The sequence below is a fragment of the Rahnella sp. 1L-D-7-B-C2 genome (genome assembly GCF_057290995.1).
Map to the genome: position 1 here is coordinate 91,097 of NZ_JBXAVQ010000006.1, position 17,670 is coordinate 108,766.

Annotated in this window: 15 protein-coding genes and 2 tRNA genes; 13 read left to right on the forward strand and 4 right to left on the reverse strand. The window is 50.9% G+C overall.

The window, feature by feature from the left end:
- Positions 1 to 19 precede the first annotated feature (19 nt).
- Both AC0Z7K_RS12215 and cgtA read left to right on the forward strand, forming a co-directional pair.
- On the forward strand, positions 20 to 976 hold the full coding sequence (locus AC0Z7K_RS12215) for a DMT family transporter (protein WP_485614626.1): 957 nt from the start codon (positions 20 to 22) through the stop codon (positions 974 to 976).
- A 33-nt stretch (positions 977 to 1,009) separates the two neighbouring features.
- Positions 1,010 to 2,182 (forward strand): Obg family GTPase CgtA, encoded by a 1,173-nt coding sequence (gene cgtA / locus AC0Z7K_RS12220; protein ID WP_112164577.1) that lies wholly within the window; start codon positions 1,010 to 1,012, stop codon positions 2,180 to 2,182.
- A 54-nt stretch (positions 2,183 to 2,236) separates the two neighbouring features.
- Here the strand turns inward: cgtA and pmrB are convergent, their stop codons facing one another.
- From pmrB to dacB, 3 genes are read right to left on the reverse strand one after another with little or no spacing between them, the layout of a single operon-like run.
- Complete coding sequence (gene pmrB / locus AC0Z7K_RS12225; protein ID WP_413530269.1) at positions 2,237 to 3,340, reverse strand: two-component system sensor histidine kinase PmrB; 1,104 nt, start codon at positions 3,338 to 3,340, stop codon at positions 2,237 to 2,239.
- Positions 3,337 to 3,999 (reverse strand): two-component system response regulator PmrA, encoded by a 663-nt coding sequence (gene pmrA / locus AC0Z7K_RS12230; RefSeq protein WP_485614627.1) that lies wholly within the window; start codon positions 3,997 to 3,999, stop codon positions 3,337 to 3,339. Before pmrA ends, pmrB begins: the two co-directional genes overlap by 4 nt.
- 20 nt (positions 4,000 to 4,019) lie before the next feature.
- Positions 4,020 to 5,453, reverse strand: a complete 1,434-nt coding sequence (gene dacB, locus AC0Z7K_RS12235) for a serine-type D-Ala-D-Ala carboxypeptidase (RefSeq protein ID WP_485614629.1) — start codon at positions 5,451 to 5,453, stop codon at positions 4,020 to 4,022.
- A gap of 282 nt (positions 5,454 to 5,735) precedes the next feature.
- Here dacB and greA point away from each other — a divergent pair, with 282 nt between their 5' ends.
- Complete coding sequence (gene greA / locus AC0Z7K_RS12240) at positions 5,736 to 6,212, forward strand: transcription elongation factor GreA (RefSeq protein ID WP_112164581.1); 477 nt, start codon at positions 5,736 to 5,738, stop codon at positions 6,210 to 6,212.
- A 181-nt stretch (positions 6,213 to 6,393) separates the two neighbouring features.
- On the opposite strand, the gene yhbY is transcribed toward greA, so the two are convergent.
- A complete protein-coding gene (gene yhbY / locus AC0Z7K_RS12245; RefSeq protein WP_413530272.1) occupies positions 6,394 to 6,690 on the reverse strand; it encodes a ribosome assembly RNA-binding protein YhbY in 297 nt (98 codons plus the stop codon).
- A 182-nt stretch (positions 6,691 to 6,872) separates the two neighbouring features.
- Here yhbY and rlmE point away from each other — a divergent pair, with 182 nt between their 5' ends.
- From rlmE to infB, 10 genes are all read left to right on the forward strand, one after another.
- Positions 6,873 to 7,502 carry a 23S rRNA (uridine(2552)-2'-O)-methyltransferase RlmE gene (rlmE, locus tag AC0Z7K_RS12250; protein WP_112164583.1) on the forward strand — a complete coding sequence of 210 codons (630 nt, stop codon included), beginning with the start codon at positions 6,873 to 6,875 and terminating at the stop codon, positions 7,500 to 7,502.
- A gap of 56 nt (positions 7,503 to 7,558) precedes the next feature.
- The gene (ftsH, locus tag AC0Z7K_RS12255; RefSeq protein WP_112164584.1) at positions 7,559 to 9,502 is read left to right on the forward strand and encodes an ATP-dependent zinc metalloprotease FtsH; all 1,944 of its coding nucleotides are present in this window, start codon (positions 7,559 to 7,561) and stop codon (positions 9,500 to 9,502) included.
- A 126-nt stretch (positions 9,503 to 9,628) separates the two neighbouring features.
- Positions 9,629 to 10,468, forward strand: coding sequence for a dihydropteroate synthase (folP, locus tag AC0Z7K_RS12260; RefSeq protein ID WP_485614631.1), 840 nt, complete (start codon positions 9,629 to 9,631; stop codon positions 10,466 to 10,468).
- 2 nt (positions 10,469 to 10,470) lie between these two features.
- On the forward strand, positions 10,471 to 11,811 hold the full coding sequence (glmM, locus tag AC0Z7K_RS12265) for a phosphoglucosamine mutase (RefSeq protein ID WP_413530274.1): 1,341 nt from the start codon (positions 10,471 to 10,473) through the stop codon (positions 11,809 to 11,811).
- Positions 11,812 to 12,070: 259 nt separating this feature from the next.
- Positions 12,071 to 12,406 (forward strand): preprotein translocase subunit SecG, encoded by a 336-nt coding sequence (gene secG, locus AC0Z7K_RS12270; RefSeq protein WP_413530275.1) that lies wholly within the window; start codon positions 12,071 to 12,073, stop codon positions 12,404 to 12,406.
- Positions 12,407 to 12,491: 85 nt separating this feature from the next.
- Positions 12,492 to 12,578: transfer RNA gene (locus tag AC0Z7K_RS12275), tRNA-Leu, on the forward strand.
- Positions 12,579 to 12,637: 59 nt separating this feature from the next.
- Positions 12,638 to 12,714 (forward strand) — tRNA-Met (locus AC0Z7K_RS12280).
- Positions 12,715 to 12,942: 228 nt separating this feature from the next.
- Positions 12,943 to 13,395, forward strand: coding sequence for a ribosome maturation factor RimP (gene rimP / locus AC0Z7K_RS12285; RefSeq protein WP_056782522.1), 453 nt, complete (start codon positions 12,943 to 12,945; stop codon positions 13,393 to 13,395).
- Between the two features lie 24 nt (positions 13,396 to 13,419).
- Positions 13,420 to 14,928 (forward strand): transcription termination factor NusA, encoded by a 1,509-nt coding sequence (nusA, locus tag AC0Z7K_RS12290; protein ID WP_112164588.1) that lies wholly within the window; start codon positions 13,420 to 13,422, stop codon positions 14,926 to 14,928.
- Positions 14,929 to 14,951: 23 nt separating this feature from the next.
- Entirely contained in the window at positions 14,952 to 17,645 is a 2,694-nt protein-coding gene (infB, locus tag AC0Z7K_RS12295; RefSeq protein ID WP_112164589.1) for a translation initiation factor IF-2, read from the forward strand.
- Positions 17,646 to 17,670: the final 25 nt, after the last annotated feature.

The following is a 17,670-nucleotide window of genomic DNA, read 5'->3' on the forward strand; positions in this document are numbered from 1 at the left end:
TAGCCCATTCTGGCGGAATATGGACAGTAAATCGCAGGCACCAGTTGGGATTATGTTAGCGCTGATCACTGCCATGAGTTGGGGCTCTTTGCCTATCGCCATGAAGCAGGTATTAGTGATAATGGATCCCTTTACGGTGGTCTGGTACCGGTTTTCGATGGCGGCAATTGTGCTGGGCTGCATTCTTGCTGCAAAGCGCCGTTTGCCACCCAGAGTGATATTCAGTCGGCCACGCTGGCTAGTTTTAGTATTGATCGCCACCTGCGGATTGATGGGGAACTTTGTTCTTTTTAGTTCTTCACTGCAATTTTTGAGCCCAACGGCTTCTCAGGTTATCGGTCAGCTTTCGCCAGTCGGTATGATGCTGGCCAGTGTGATTATCCTGAAAGAAAGGATGCGGATCACGCAGGTCATTGGGGCCACTATGTTGGTTTTCGGGTTGATATTGTTTTTTAATACCAGTCTGATTGAGATATTCACCCGTCTGACCGATTACACACTTGGTGTGCTACTTGGCGTCGGGGCAGCAACGGTTTGGGTTATCTACGGCGTGGCGCAAAAGGTTCTCTTACGCCAACTCGCCTCACCTCAAATCCTGTTTTTGCTGTACACTTTATGTTCTATCGCATTGCTCCCGCTGGCCAGTCCGGCGATGCTTTCACAGCTCAGCGGCTGGCAGTTTGCCTGTTTGTTGTTTTGCGGCGCGAATACCTTAGTAGGATATGGCGCCTTAGCGGAAGCGATGGCGAGATGGCAGGCATCGCAGGTCAGTGCATTAGTGACGCTGACCCCATTGTTTACCCTGCTATTTTCAGATCTGTTAGCACTTGCCTGGCCAGGCTATTTTGCCGCACCAGTGCTCAATTTTGTAGGTTATCTTGGGGCATTTGTGGTGGTGGCGGGTGCAATGTTTTCCGCAGCGGGCCATCGTTGGTGGCCTCGTCGGACAGAGCAAAACCTGGTAGCTAAACTCTAGCTGCCCGGCGAATGATTTACGGAGACGGTACAAATGAAGTTTGTTGATGAAGCCACAATTTTAGTCGTGGCAGGTGACGGTGGTAACGGTTGTGTAAGCTTCCGCCGTGAGAAATACATTCCACGTGGCGGCCCGGATGGCGGCGACGGTGGCGACGGCGGTGACGTTTTCCTGCTGGCTGATGAAAACCTGAATACCCTGATCGATTTCCGTTTTGTGAAATCATACCGTGCTGAGCGCGGTACTAACGGTCAGAGCAGCGACTGTACGGGTAAACGCGGTAAAGATATCACCATTAAAGTACCAGTCGGTACCCGCGTCCTGGATCAGGCTACCGGCGAAGTGCTGGCTGATATGACCAAACATGGCCAGATCAATATGGTCGCCAAAGGCGGGTTCCACGGTCTGGGCAACACCCGTTTTAAATCTTCGGTTAACCGTTCGCCACGCCAGAAAACCATGGGTACTAAAGGCGAGGAGCGTGATATCGCCCTTGAACTGATGCTGCTGGCTGATGTGGGTATGCTGGGGCTGCCAAATGCGGGTAAATCTACTTTCATCCGTGCAGTTTCTGCCGCTAAACCCAAAGTCGCTGACTATCCGTTTACGACCCTGGTGCCAAGTCTGGGCGTTGTGCGCATGGATAGCGAGCAGAGCTTCGTCATCGCCGATATTCCTGGTCTGATTGAAGGCGCTTCCGAAGGGGCTGGTTTAGGGATTCGTTTCCTGAAACACCTCGAACGTTGCCGCGTATTATTGCACCTGATCGATATTGCCCCGATCGATGAATCTGATCCGATCGAAAATGCCAAAGTCATCATCAACGAGTTGCAGCAATACAACGCCAAACTGGCTGAGAAGCCTCGCTGGCTGGTATTCAACAAAGTTGATTTGATCGAAAAAGAAGAAGCTGAAACGCGTGCGAAAGCCATCGCTGAGGCGCTGGGTTGGGAAGGTAATTACTACCTGATTTCTGCAGCAAACCGTGAAGGCGTGAATGCTTTGTGCTGGGATGTGATGAAGTTCATCAACGAAAACCCTAAACACATGGCAATCGAAGAAGCTGCGCCAGAGAAAGTTGAATTCATGTGGGATGATTATCATCGTGAACAACTGGCTGAAGTGGAAGCTGAAGCTGACGACGATTGGGATGATGACTGGGATGAAGACGACGACGAAGGCGTTGAAATCATCTACGAACGTTAATCCGACGCGAGTATGAATTGATATCATCTGAAAGGCTGCCAGTGGCAGCCTTTTTTAATACATGTTTTTCGTGGTGCTGGCTGACAACGATAGCGCATTTTCCAGAATCACATCAGGCAGCCAGCATTGTGCACTTAACCCGTTGCCGGAAGACCGGTTGCGCAGCGTCAGGGTCCCGCAGTGCAACTGAGCAATCCGAATGACAATGTTTAAACCCAGCCCGCTACCGCCATAGCGTTGATCCATGCGTTTAAATGCCTGAGTCAGTTCACAGGCCTTCTTCTCATCAATCCCCGGGCCTTCATCGTCTATTTGTATCAGGAAGCCGTTATTCTGCTGCTCAACCGTAAGGGTGATTTCACTGTCCGGCGGGCCGTAGCGGTAAGCATTTTCTACTAAGTTTCTGACCATCAAGCGGAGCAGCACGGCGTCGCCCTGCAATGTGGCGCGTTCAGGAAGCCTTAAAACCAGCGTCTGCTGGCGATCTTCCAGCATTTCACACAATTCTTCCCGCAAGGGCCCGAGGACGTTCGAAACCAGGTCCACTTGCTGATATTCACCTTTGGCAAAGTTCTGCCCGGCGCGCGACAGCATCAGCAGTTGCTCAATGGTATGCATCAGCTGATCGATGCGCCCTATCAGGATATCACTGCCAGAGACCCCGTTTTTGTGCATGATTTCAAGATGCAGACGCACCCCCGCAAGCGGAGTACGCAGTTCATGCGCAGCATCGGCGGTGAATAATCGCTCCTGGTGAATCGTATTAGACAGGCGTGAAAACAGTTGGTTGAGCGCGTTGGTCACCGCCACCACTTCGCGAATTTCGCTGTTCAGCGGTAAAGGGGAAAGGTTATCTGCCGAGCGCGTTTCGAGACGTTTTTGCAACTGGTTGAGCGGACGGATAATCCAGCTGATCGCCCAGAATGACAGTGCCAATGTAATGGCCATCATCAGCAAGGAAGGGGCAATCAGCGAGGCGATCGCTTCGGCAATTTCTTTCTCGACATGCGCATTACGCACCTTGGCCGAAAGCGTGTCATTCACCAGTAAATTAATTTGTTCCTGACTTTCGTGCCAAAGCCAGAAAACGCTGGTGAGCTGGGTGACGAAAAGGATCAAAGCCAGCATAACCATCAGACGGCGGCGCATACTGGTCACGGCATCATCTCCAGCCGGTAACCAATGCCACGAACCGTACGAATCAACTCTTTACCCAGCTTGCGACGCAAGTTATGGACGTGAACTTCCAGCGTATTAGACCCTAAATCATCCTGCCAGGTGTAGAGATCTTGCTGAAGCAATTCGCGGTTAACCGTTTGTCCTGCGCGCATCATCAGACGGGTCAAAATCGCGAACTCTTTCGGTGTGACCTCCACCTGTGCGTCACCCAGATAGGTTTGCTGCGATGAGAGATTGATTCGCAGATTGCCGACAGAAATTTCATTATCACTCTGCCCTTGATATCGGCGGATGAGCGCGCGCACGCGGGCTTGTAACTCGGCTAATGCGAAAGGTTTAATCAGGTAATCATCAGCGCCGGCATCAAGACCGTCCACACGATCTTCTAGTGCATCACGGGCTGTCAGAATCAGGACAGGAAGGGAGATCCTCTGGCGTCGCCATTGGCGCAGAAGCGTCGCGCCATCTTTGTCTGGTAACCCCAAATCGAGGATGACCAGACTATACTGGCTGGTTTGTATGAGGCTTTGCGCTTCAGCTGCAGTAGATGCGCAGTCGCAAACGTAATTATCGCTGGTTAAGGCCAGCGATAATCCATGCCGTATAAGTTCATCATCTTCAACTATCAGCAGCTTCATCGTCTGGCACTTCTCCAGGGTTAATTATTTTGGTAGATATCCTTGTAAAGCCTGCTTTCAAAACGTACAAGCGGTGCGCGGCGTGTTCGCTGGTCTTCAGGCGGTACTGCATAACCTGAGAGGAACTGAACAAATGCCATACGTTGCCCGCTGGCCGTCGTGATAAAGCCTGCCAGGTTATAGACGCCAGACAATGAACCGGTTTTCGCTGACACTTTGCCATCGACACCAGCTTCATGCAGGCCACCGCGATATTGCAGCGTGCCGTCATGGCCTGCCAGCGGCAGCATTGAGATAAAATCTAAGTCTTTATCGTTCTGAGCGATATATTGCAGCACCTGCATCATCGTCGCTGGTGACAGCAAATCGTGGCGGGACAAACCTGAGCCATCCACCTGAATTGAGTTACCTAAATCGACACCCGCCTTCTGCCGCAGAATCTGACGCACAGCGTCTGAACCTGCACGCCATGTTCCCGGTACACCGAAACGCTGATGGCCGATGGTACGGAAAACGGTGTCGGCTATCATGTTGTCGGATTTCTTCAGCATGATCCGCAGTAAATCATGCAACGGCGCTGACTGCGTTTGTGCCAGAACGGTTCCTGCCGGAGTCTGCTGAGTCTGACGCTTCAAAGTGCCATCAATCTGAATATCGGCCTGTAAAAGCTCATCTTTAAGAATAGCACCGGCATAGCTGGCACCGTCCTGAACAGCAAAGGCCAGTGGCAGAGGTTCGCTGCGTTGGGTCAGGCAACCAGTCAATGTATAACGATTGAATTCACCCGGTACGACATCCAGCTCGCAATATTGTGCATCAGGAGACCCTTTCGCCAGCGTACGCACTTCACTGAACATATGAACCGGATAATAGGAGGCCACGCGGATAAAGGCGTTCTCATCGGGTTTAGGAGCGCTGTAAAGGGAGACAGAGAAACAGTTACGATCGACAATGGCAGCGGCAGGGGGAGCACTGAAGCATTGAGTGATGTCGTTCCACGGCCAGCCGGGCGCTTTATCATGGCTGGCGAACACGGACGTATTCACAACCACGTTGCCGCTGATCTCTTTGATACCCTGTTTTTTCAGTACCGCGACCATATTGCGAATATTCTGGCGTTTTAACGTCGGATCGCCGGAAAAACGAGCAACCAGATCCCCCTTGAGGACGCCGCCTGACACAGAACCCTGGGTTTCAAGCGTGGTGGTAAATCTGAAATCGGGGCCTAATTGAAGTAAAGCCGCCAGCGCGGTCAGAATCTTCATGGTACTGGCTGGCAGCGCCATCTGGGAACCGTGATAGTCGATGGCGGGTGCAGGCGCGCCAATTTTCTGTACCAGCACAGCCAGATTCGTGCCGTCCGGCAGATATTCTGTGTAATTCTCGATCTGGGCCGCATTTGTATTGAGAACAAACGCGCATGCTAATCCACTGACAATTCGTATAAAACGCATTATTTTGAGTAAGGCTCTGGGTAACAACAGGATAATGTGGTGCCATACTACGATGCTACGAACCAAGGCGCAACGTGGCTGAAAGTAAACGATGATCCTCAGTGAACTCTACGTTAAAATACGAATCATAATGCAAAATGAATCCTGGCCTGGTGGCGACTCCGGGTGAGGTTTTTTTTGTTTTTCGCCAGAGCGAGTGGGTCAAAAGAGCTGGCTTAATTTCTTACCTGATTCAATCAGGACGGTGTTTACCGAAAGGACCAAGTTAGAGGTAATGAATATATGAAACCGATTCCGATGACGTTGCGTGGCGCAGAAAGATTACGTGAAGAGCTGGATCATCTGAAGGGCGTGCGTCGTCCCAAAATTATTGCCGACATTGCGACTGCGCGTGAGCACGGCGATTTGAAAGAGAATGCTGAATACCACGCAGCCCGCGAACAGCAAGGCTTTTGCGAAGGGCGTATTCAGGAGATCGAAGCCAAGCTTTCTAATGCCCAGGTGATCGATGTGACAAAAATGCCGGCCACGGGTCGTGTCATTTTTGGCGCCACTGTCAAACTGATGAATCTGGATACTGAAGAAGAGCAGACTTACCGCATCGTTGGTGACGACGAAGCTGATTTTAAGCAAAATCTGATTTCTGTAAACTCACCGATTGCACGTGGATTGATCGGCAAAGAGCAGGATGATGTGGTGGTGATCAACACCCCAGGCGGCGATGTTGAGTTTGAAGTGCTGAAGGTCGAGTACCTCTAAAAATCCGCATTAAAAAGGGCGAAACGTGACGTTTCGCCCTATAAATCACCCATTCATGAAGTGGATTGCTTCACATTAAATTGAAAACTAACGTAAAAAGGCCAGCTATAGCCTTTTCCTGAACGTGATTTCGTGGCACCTTTCCGAAAATCTAAAGCGTTTTTCGTTAAACTCTGACGAATTAACGCGGTAAGATAATTTTGCGGTCTTCGGTAGAAGGGCGATAAAGTACCAGCATATTGCCGATAACTTGCACATTACACGCCTTGGTTTCACGCACGATAGCGTCTACGATCAAAGCCTTCGTTTCGCGTTCTTCTGCCGCGACCTTAATCTTGATCAGTTCGTGATGCGCCAGCGCCTGTTCGATTTCGGCGAGCACGCCTTCTGTCAGGCCGTTGTTACCCAGCATGACAACCGGTTTCAGTGGATGTGCCAGGCCTTTCAGGTACTGTTTTTGTTTATTGTTAAGATTCATCGTCTTTTTTGCTTAAGTTGGGATTGAAAACGGGTCATTCTACCGCCATCTCATGTATATCACCAACCCGGACTGCTTCGGGTGGTGATTTATACTGACTTAGCCATAGACGTCATGACGCTAACAGCTTGTTCCAAAAGCTCTAACACAGGGTAGTTGGAAAACTATATGGTTACTAAATAATGTCTATTAAAAAGCGTTCTGCAAGTTCCACTCGCTGGTTGCAGGAACACTTTAGCGATAAATATGTGATTCAGGCACAGAAAAAAGGGCTGCGTTCTCGCGCCTGGTTTAAGCTTGATGAAATACAGCAAGGCGATAAGCTGTTCAAACCCGGGATGACCGTGGTGGATTTGGGTGCAGCACCCGGTGGATGGTCGCAGTTTGCCGCAACGCAGATTGGTAGCAAAGGGCGCATCATTGCGCTTGACCTTTTGCCTATGGATCCTATTGTTGGAGTCGACTTCCTTCAGGGGGATTTTCGTGATGAATTAGTTCTCAAAGCGCTGCTCGATCGCGTGGGAGAAAACAAGGTTCAGGTGGTCATGTCCGATATGGCCCCGAATATGAGCGGTACACCGGCAGTCGATATTCCAAAATCGATGTATTTAGTTGAGTTAGCACTGGATATGTGTCGGGATGTATTAGCACCAGGCGGAAGTTTCCTGGTGAAGGTGTTCCAGGGAGATGGCTTTGATGAATACCTGCGGGAAATTCGCTCCCTGTTTACGAAGGTGAAGATTCGTAAGCCAGACGCTTCCCGAGCACGTTCGCGAGAAGTGTACATCGTAGCGACAGGGCGGAAAGTGTAGTTCCCTAACGCTGTTTGTTAACACAGTTGTAATATGAGGTTGATCCCTTGAGTGACATGGCGAAGAACCTGATTCTCTGGTTAGTCATCGCAGTAGTATTGATGTCTGTATTTCAGAGCTTTGGGCCCAGCGAGTCTAATGGCCGTAGGGTAGATTATTCTACCTTCATGTCCGAATTGACCCAAGACCAGATTCGCGAAGCGCGTATCAATGGACGTGAGATTAACGTTGTTAAAAAAGACAGCAACAAGTACACGACCTACATTCCAGTTGAAGACCCTAAGTTGCTGGATACGCTGCTGAGCAAAAATGTAACCGTAGTGGGTGAGCCACCAGAGCAACCAAGCTTACTGGCCTCTATCTTTATTTCCTGGTTCCCAATGTTGCTGTTGATTGGGGTCTGGATCTTCTTTATGCGACAAATGCAGGGCGGCGGCGGCAAAGGGGCGATGTCCTTTGGCAAGAGCAAAGCGCGCATGTTGACGGAAGATCAAATTAAAACAACGTTTGCGGACGTTGCAGGTTGTGATGAAGCGAAGGAAGAGGTGAGCGAGCTGGTTGACTACCTGCGCGAACCGAGCCGTTTCCAGAAGCTGGGCGGTAAAATTCCTAAAGGCGTCCTGATGGTCGGCCCTCCGGGTACCGGTAAAACTTTGCTGGCGAAAGCCATCGCAGGGGAAGCCAAGGTGCCGTTCTTTACTATTTCCGGTTCTGACTTCGTAGAAATGTTCGTCGGTGTGGGTGCATCCCGCGTGCGCGACATGTTTGAACAAGCGAAGAAAGCCGCACCATGTATCATCTTCATTGATGAAATTGACGCCGTAGGCCGTCAGCGTGGTGCGGGTTTAGGTGGTGGTCACGACGAACGTGAGCAAACACTGAACCAGATGCTGGTAGAGATGGATGGCTTTGAAGGTAACGAAGGTATCATCGTTATTGCTGCGACTAACCGTCCAGACGTACTTGACCCGGCTCTGCTGCGTCCGGGCCGTTTCGACCGTCAGGTAGTTGTCGGCTTGCCAGATGTACGCGGCCGTGAGCAGATCCTTAAAGTTCATATGCGTCGTGTTCCGCTGGCAACAGATGTTGATGCATCTGTGATTGCACGTGGTACACCAGGCTTCTCGGGTGCTGATCTGGCGAACCTGGTCAACGAAGCCGCTCTGTTCTCTGCACGTGGTAACAAACGTGTGGTGTCGATGGTTGAGTTCGAAAAGGCCAAAGATAAAATCATGATGGGTGCTGAACGTCGCTCCATGGTGATGACAGAAGCGCAGAAAGAATCGACTGCATATCACGAAGCGGGCCATGCCATCATCGGCCGTCTGGTTCCTGAACACGATCCAGTGCATAAGGTAACGATTATTCCTCGTGGCCGCGCATTAGGTGTGACGTTCTTCCTGCCAGTCGGCGATGCAATCAGTGCCAGCCGTCAGAAACTCGAAAGTCAGATTTCCACGCTTTACGGTGGCCGTCTTGCTGAAGAGATCATCTACGGCGTAGAGAAAGTGTCTACCGGTGCATCAAACGATATCAAAGTGGCGACGTCCATTGCCCGTAACATGGTTACGCAGTGGGGCTTCTCAGACAAATTAGGTCCGTTATTGTATGCGGAGGAAGAAGGTGAAGTCTTCCTCGGTCGCTCAGTAGCAAAAGCTAAACATATGTCTGATGAAACCGCGCGCATCATCGATCAGGAAGTGAAGTCTCTGGTAGAGCGCAACTATGCACGTGCACGCACGTTGCTGATGGAAAATATGGATATCCTTCATTCAATGAAAGATGCCCTGATGAAATACGAAACCATCGATGCGCCACAAATTGACGACCTGATGAACCGTACCGAAGTTCGCCCGCCAGCCGGCTGGGATGACGTCGGCGGTAAAAATGGTAACGGCAACTCTAACGACGGTGGCACGCCAAAAGCGCCAACGCCAGTTGATGAACCTCGTACGCCTAATCCTGGCAACACGATGTTTGAACAATTCAGCGGCAAATAACGCGCTGGTTGGAAAATAACGCTGCTTACACAGAACCCCGGGCTTGCCCGGGGTTTTTTATGCGTGCATTCTTTGCCTCAGGATTTTGACATCGCGATCACAGACCGACCAAAAGGGACATGACCTATGCGCCTCACAGCCAGAGACTCGATACTCGACCTCACTTATCCTCAGGTGATGGGGATTTTGAACGTTACGCCAGATTCATTCTCCGACGGCGGACGCCATAACACTCTGGACCTCGCGCTTAGACATGCTGAGGCGATGATCAATGCCGGGGCAACTATTCTCGATATCGGCGGAGAGTCCACGCGTCCTGGCGCTGCTGAGGTGAGTGACGAAGAAGAACTGGCGCGTGTTGTCCCCGTCGTTGAGGCAATAGCACGACGTTTCGATACCTGGATTTCTGTCGATACCTCAAAGGCCATCGTCATCAGTGAAGCCGCCCGTGCGGGAATGCATCTGATCAACGATATTCGTTCATTACAAGAACCGGGCGCATTGCAGGCGGCGGCAGAATCCGGGTTACCCGTTTGTCTGATGCACATGCAGGGGCAACCGAAAACGATGCAGCATTCTCCGCAATATGCGGATGTAGTGGCGGAAGTCGGGCAATATTTTGATGAGCAAATTGCGAGATGCGTGAATGCCGGCATTCCGAAAAGTAAATTGATACTCGACCCGGGCTTTGGTTTCGGTAAAAATCTGACCCACAACTATGCGCTGCTGGGCAGACTGGCGGAGTTTCATCATTTTGGACTCCCGCTTCTGGTCGGTATGTCGAGAAAATCCATGATCGGGCAATTGCTCCATGTCTCACCGGAACAGCGTGTAACGGGTAGCGTTGCCTGCGCTGTTATCGCGGCCATGCAGGGCGCTCAGATCGTCCGCGTACATGATGTAAAAGAAACCGTCGAAGCGATGCGTGTCGTCGAAGCAACACTTTCTGCAAGGGATAAAAATTAATTATGAGCAACCGTAAATACTTTGGTACTGATGGCATTCGCGGAAAAGTAGGCGATACACCAATTACACCTGATTTTGTGCTGAAACTGGGCTGGGCCGCGGGCAAAGTGCTAGCCCGTCATGGTTCGCGCAAAGTGATTATTGGCAAAGACACACGTATCTCTGGGTATATGCTCGAATCAGCCCTCGAAGCGGGGCTGGCGGCGGCTGGCTTATCTGCGTCCTTCACCGGGCCGATGCCGACGCCTGCTGTGGCGTATCTGACGCGCACTTTCCGCGCTGAAGCCGGGATTGTTATCTCTGCCTCTCACAATCCTTATTACGATAACGGCATCAAATTCTTCACCATTGATGGCACAAAACTGCCAGATGACGTAGAAGAAGCGATTGAAGCCGAGCTGGAAAAACCGCTGACCTGCGTGGAATCCGCAGAGTTGGGCAAGGCCAGCCGTATCGTCGATGCTGCCGGTCGTTATATCGAATTCTGTAAAGGGACTTTCCCGAGTGAACTAAGCCTAAACGGGCTTAAAATCGTGGTGGATTGTGCCAATGGTGCAACTTATCACATCGCGCCAAGCGTGCTGCGCGAGCTGGGTGCGAAAGTGATTGCCATCGGTTGTGAACCGGATGGTATGAATATCAACGAAGAATGCGGTGCAACGGATGTCCGTCAGCTGCAACAGCGCGTGCTGGCTGAAAAAGCAGACGTCGGGCTGGCTTTTGACGGTGACGGCGATCGCCTTATCATGGTTGATAACGAAGGTAACAAAGTCGATGGCGATCAGATTTTGTATATTATCGCGCGCGAAGGTCTGCGTCAGGGGCAGCTGAAGGGCGGTGCCGTAGGCACGCTGATGAGCAATATGGGTCTTGAGCTGGCGTTGAAACAGCTGGGCATTCCATTTACCCGTGCGAAAGTGGGTGACCGCTACGTACTGGAAAAAATGCAGGAAAAAGGCTGGCGTATCGGTGCTGAGAACTCGGGCCATATCATCCTGCTGGACAAAACCACCACGGGTGACGGCATTGTGGCAGGTTTGCAAGTGCTTACCGCAATGGTGCGTAACCACATGAGCCTGCATGATTTGTGCAGCGGCATGAAATTGCTTCCGCAAATCCTGATCAATGTCCGCTTCGCCGGTGAACATGACCCTCTGGAGTCTGAAGAAGTTAAGCTGGTGACCGCCGAGGTTGAAAAGCAACTGGCAGGGCGTGGCCGCGTATTACTGCGTAAATCTGGTACTGAGCCTTTGCTACGCGTCATGGTAGAGGGCGAAGATGCCGAGTTGGTCGAAAAACTGGCCAATCGGATTGCCGATGCAGTTAAAGCGGTTAAACCCTAAGCTGATAAAAAGCGGTGAATTTCTCAGCGATGCGCCTTTATCTTCTTGTGGGAAAAGGGCGCAAAGTAAAAGCATAAATGTGTTTTAGGCCATATTTGCCGTTTTTTTCCGCAAACAAACATTTCAGTGCAAATTGCCCTTGCGTGCCAATACGGCTTTGGTTAGTATTCACACCCGCTTCAGTGGGTCCTTAGATGGCCTGCTAAATTGGTGAGAAGCAATTGGCATGCGGTGAACCCGCGAGGATACAGGTACTACTATGTACGACGCTCTTCTGGTGATTTTCCTTATCGTAGCAATCGGCCTTGTGGCTTTGGTTATGCTACAACAAGGTAAAGGCGCTGATATGGGAGCCTCTTTCGGAGCAGGTGCTTCTGGCACATTGTTCGGTTCGAGTGGTTCCGGTAACTTCATGACCCGTATGACCGGCGTTTTGGCCGCTTTGTTCTTTATCATTAGTTTGATTCTTGGGAACATGAGCACCAATAAAAGCCAAAAAGGTAGTGAGTGGGAAAACTTAAGTCAGCCAGCGCAAACTGAGCAGACTACTGCACCGGCCGCTCCAGCAGCGCCTAACAGTGATGTTCCTCACTAAGCAGTAACCTTCTTACCTAAAGAAGTGAAAGTTTTAAACAGTGGCTTGAACTTGGACAGTACAAGCGATTGTGAAAAAAAAGAGTGCCGAGGTGGTGGAATTGGTAGACACGCTACCTTGAGGTGGTAGTGCCCGAATGGGCTTACGGGTTCAAGTCCCGTCCTCGGTACCAATCTTTATGATAATTTGCTTTTTAGCGATTATCGGCGTAGTATTTGCCACGTTTTCGGACGCGGGGTGGAGCAGCCTGGTAGCTCGTCGGGCTCATAACCCGAAGGTCGTCGGTTCAAATCCGGCCCCCGCAACCACTTTCCCTAAGTGTTTATTTCAAATAGACTTTCAGTATCTCCCTGTGATGTTCTGCAGTTCCAATTTGAAAGTGACTATTTGAAAATAACACTTCGAAAGTTGTACCGAAGCCGCTATGCGGCAAATAGGGTCCAGTTGCATAAAGCCCCGATTTATCGGGGTTTTTTGTTATTTGGCAACAGAATCACTGGGCTATTTAGCCCTTTTTTTATGTCTTGGGGGTGGGCTTGTCCACATTAGAACAAAAATTAACAGAGCTGATTACAGCACCAGTCGAGGCACTTGGCTTTGAGCTGGTGGGCATCGAGTTCGTTCGGGCTCGCCAATCGACGTTGCGCATCTATATTGATAGTGACGCCGGGATCAATGTTGATGATTGTGCTGATGTCAGCCACCAGGTGAGCGCTGTACTGGACGTAGAAGATCCGGTCACCGTCGCCTATAACCTGGAAGTTTCCTCTCCAGGCCTTGATCGTCCTATGTTCACCGCTGAGCATTATCAACGTTTTATCGGTGACGAAGTCAGCATGGTACTGCGTATGGCGGTCCAGAATCGTCGTAAATGGCAGGGCATCATCAAAGCTGTCGAAGGCGAAATGATCACGGTGACTGTGGAAGGGAAAGATGAAGTGTTCGCACTGAGCAACATCCAGAAAGCGAACCTGGTACCCCACTTTTAAAAAAGTTTGGAAGAGGCAACTAGGATGAACAAAGAGATTCTGGCTGTTGTAGAAGCAGTTTCTAATGAAAAATCCCTCCCGCGCGAGAAGATTTTTGAAGCGCTGGAAATTGCATTATCAACAGCGACCAAGAAAAAATACGAGCAGGAAATTGAAGTCCGCGTCAGCATTGACCGTAAAACCGGTGACTTTGATACTTTCCGTCGTTGGGTTGCAGTCGACGAAGTGACTCAGCCAACACGTGAAATCACCCTCGAAGCAGCACAGTATGAAGAACCGTCTATCGAACTCGGCGGTTACATCGAAGATCAAATCGAGTCAGTCACATTCGACCGCATTACCACCCAAACCGCAAAACAAGTTATCGTACAGAAAGTACGCGAAGCTGAGCGCGCGATGGTGGTTGAGCAGTTCCGTGAACAGCAAGGCGAAATCGTCACTGGCGTCGTCAAGAAAGTTAACCGTGACAGTATCGCCCTGGACTTAGGTAGCAATGCTGAAGCCGTTATCCTGCGTGAAGATATGCTTCCGCGTGAAAACTTCCGTTCCGGTGACCGCATTCGTGGCGTTCTGTACGATGTCCGTCCGGAAGCGCGCGGCGCGCAACTGTTCGTCAGCCGTTCACGTAATGAAATGCTGATCGAACTGTTCCGCATTGAAGTGCCTGAAATCGGTGAAGAGCTGATCGAGATTAAAGCGGCAGCCCGTGATCCTGGCTCCCGTGCAAAAATCGCAGTGAAAACTAACGACAAGCGCATCGACCCGGTCGGTGCTTGTGTCGGTATGCGCGGTGCACGCGTTCAGGCCGTTTCCAGTGAACTGGGCGGAGAACGTATTGATATCATCCTTTGGGATGATAATCCTGCGCAATTCGTTATCAATGCGATGGCACCAGCAGATGTTGCCTCCATCGTGGTTGATGAAGATAGATGCACCATGGATATCGCCGTTGAAGCCAGCAATCTGGCACAGGCGATTGGCCGTAATGGTCAGAACGTACGTTTGGCTTCCCAACTGTTGAAACAACATCGTGGTGATGACCGCTGGGAACTGAACGTGATGACAGCAGACGACCTGCAGGCCAAACATCAGGCTGAGGCTCACGCTGCGATCGAAACCTTCACTAAATACCTGGCAATCGATGAAGATTTCGCCACGGTTCTGGTTGAAGAAGGTTTCTCTACCCTCGAAGAGCTGGCTTACGTGCCGGTGAACGAACTGCTAGAAATCGACGGCCTGGATGAAGACACCGTGAATGCGCTGCGCGAACGTGCGAAAGAAGCGCTGACCACGTTGGCTTTAGCCCAGGAAGAAAGTCTCGGTGACAATAAGCCTGCTGACGATCTGCTGAATTTGGCGGGTCTGGAACGTAGCATGGCGTTTAAACTGGCTGCACAAGGCGTTTGTACGCTGGAAGATCTTGCCGAGCAGGGTGTCGACGATCTGGCTGATATTGAAGGTCTTACTGACGAGCAGGCTGGTGAACTTATCATGGCCGCGCGCAATATCTGCTGGTTTGGCGACAACGCGTAATAACTGTAGCAGGAAGGAACAGCATGACAGATGTAACTGTAAAATCGCTGGCGGCAGAGATTCAGACCCCGGTAGATCGCCTGGTACAGCAATTTGCTGATGCAGGGATCTCGAAGTCCGAATCTGACTCTGTGACCCAGCAGGAAAAAGAAACATTGCTGGCGCATCTCAATGGCGGAAACGCTGGTGCGACAAACAAACTGACGTTACAACGCAAAACGCGTAGTACACTGAATATTCCGAGCACCGGCGGGACGAGTAAATCGGTGCAAATCGAAGTCCGCAAGAAACGCACTTATGTTAAACGTGATATGACCGAAGCAGAACTTGCCCAGGCAGAAGCGGAAGAGCAAGCGAAGCGTGACGCGGAAGAACAGGCACAGCGTGCAGCAGCAGAGCAAGCCCAGCGCGAAGCTCAGGAAAAAGCCAAACGCGCCGCCGAAGAGCAAGCTAAACGTGAGGCCGCTGATAAAGCTAAGCGTGATGCAGCGGAAAAAGATAAAGTGACGAATCAACATACCGACGAAGTAACTAAACCAGCTCAGGCAGATAAAGCACGCCGTGAAGCTGAAGCCGCAGAGCTGAAACGCAAAACGGAAGAAGAAGCCCAGCGTAAGGTTGAAGAAAACGCCAAGCGCATTGCAGAAGAAGCCCGCAAAATGGCTGACTCTGGTGTCTGGACTGAAACTGTCGCGCCAAGCGAATCAGAATCTGCTGACTATCATGTCACCACTTCTACCCATGCCCGTGCTGCTGAAGACGAGAACGACGCCAAAGTTGAAGGCGAACGTCGTAGCCGTACCCGCGGTGGCAAAGCGACCAAGCAGAAGAAAGGCAATAAACTGTCTGAATCTAAAGCTGACCGCGAAGAAGCACGTGCCGTTGGCCGTAATGGTAAAGGTAAGCGTAAGCCAAGCACGCTGCAACAGAGCTTCAACAAGCCTGTTGCTGCAGTGAACCGTGACGTTGTAGTGGGTGAAACCATTACCGTTGCAGAGCTTGCGAACAAAATGGCAGTTAAAGGCTCTCAGGTCATCAAAACTATGATGAAACTGGGCGCGATGGCCACCATCAACCAGGTTATTGATCAGGAAACTGCTCAGCTGGTTGCTGAAGAGATGGGTCACAAAGTTATCCTGCGTCGTGAAAACGAACTGGAAGAAGCGCTGATGAGCGACCGTGATACGGGCGCATCCGCTGGTGCTGAGCCACGTGCTCCGGTTGTGACCATCATGGGTCACGTTGACCACGGTAAAACCTCTCTGCTTGACTACATTCGCTCAACGAAAGTTGCTGCGGGCGAAGCGGGTGGTATTACCCAGCACATCGGTGCTTATCACGTTGAAACTGAAAACGGCATGATCACGTTCCTTGATACTCCGGGACACGCCGCATTTACTTCAATGCGTGCCCGTGGTGCTAAGGCAACTGACATCGTCGTTCTGGTTGTTTCTGCCGATGATGGCGTGATGCCACAAACCATCGAAGCCGTACAGCATGCGAAAGCTGCTGGCGTGCCAATCGTGGTCGCAGTAAACAAAATTGATAAACCAGACGCTGATCCCGATCGCGTTCGTACCGAGCTTTCTCAGTACGGCGTTATGCCGGAAGAGTGGGGCGGTGAGTCTCAGTTCATCCACGTTTCTGCGAAAGCAGGGACAGGCATCGATGATCTGCTGCAAGCTATCTTGCTGCAGGCCGAAGTTCTGGAACTGAAAGCTGTCCGTACCGGTATGGCAAGCGGCGTTGTGATCGAGTCCTTCCTGGATAAAGGTCGTGGCCCGGTTGCAACTGTTCTGGTTCAGGAAGGTACGCTGAACAAGGGCGACATCATTCTGTGTGGCTTCGAATACGGTCGCGTTCGTGCAATGCGTGATGAAATGGGTCGCGACATTACGTCTGCGGGTCCATCTATCCCGGTGGAAGTGTTGGGTCTGTCCAGCGTTCCGGCTGCGGGTGATGAAGTTACCGTTGTACGTGATGAGAAAAAAGCCCGTGAAGTTGCGCTTTACCGTCAGGGTAAATTCCGCGAAGTGAAACTGGCCCGTCAGCAGAAATCTAAACTGGAAAACATGTTTGCGAACATGACTGAAGGTGAAGTGTCTGAACTGAATATCGTTCTGAAATCTGACGTACAGGGTTCTTGCGAAGCGATTTCTGATGCACTGCAGAGCTTGTCTACTGACGAAGTGAAAGTCAAAATCGTGGGTATGGGTGTCGGTGGTATTACCGAGACTGATGCTACGCTGGCAGCCGCTTCCCGTGCGATCATCCTGGGCTTCAACGTACGTGCCGATGCTTCTGCTCGCCGCGTCGTAGAAAGCGAAAGCCTGGATCTGCGCTACTATTCCGTAATCTATAACCTGATTGACGAAGTTAAACAGGCGATGAGCGGTATGTTGGCGCCAGAGTACAAACAGCAAATCATCGGCCTGGCTGAAGTCCGTGACGTGTTCAAGTCACCGAAATTTGGCGCAATTGCTGGTTGTATGGTTACTGAAGGTATGATCAAGCGTAACAACCCAATCCGTGTACTGCGTGATAACGTGGTCATCTACGAAGGCGAGCTGGAATCCCTGCGCCGCTTCAAAGATGATGTTGCTGAAGTTCGCAACGGCATGGAATGTGGTATCGGCGTTAAGAACTACAACGATGTGCGTACTGGCGATGTGATCGAAGTCTTCGAAATCATCGAGATTAAACGTACTATCGCTTAACGTTTGCGAAGTAGCTGATATCCAG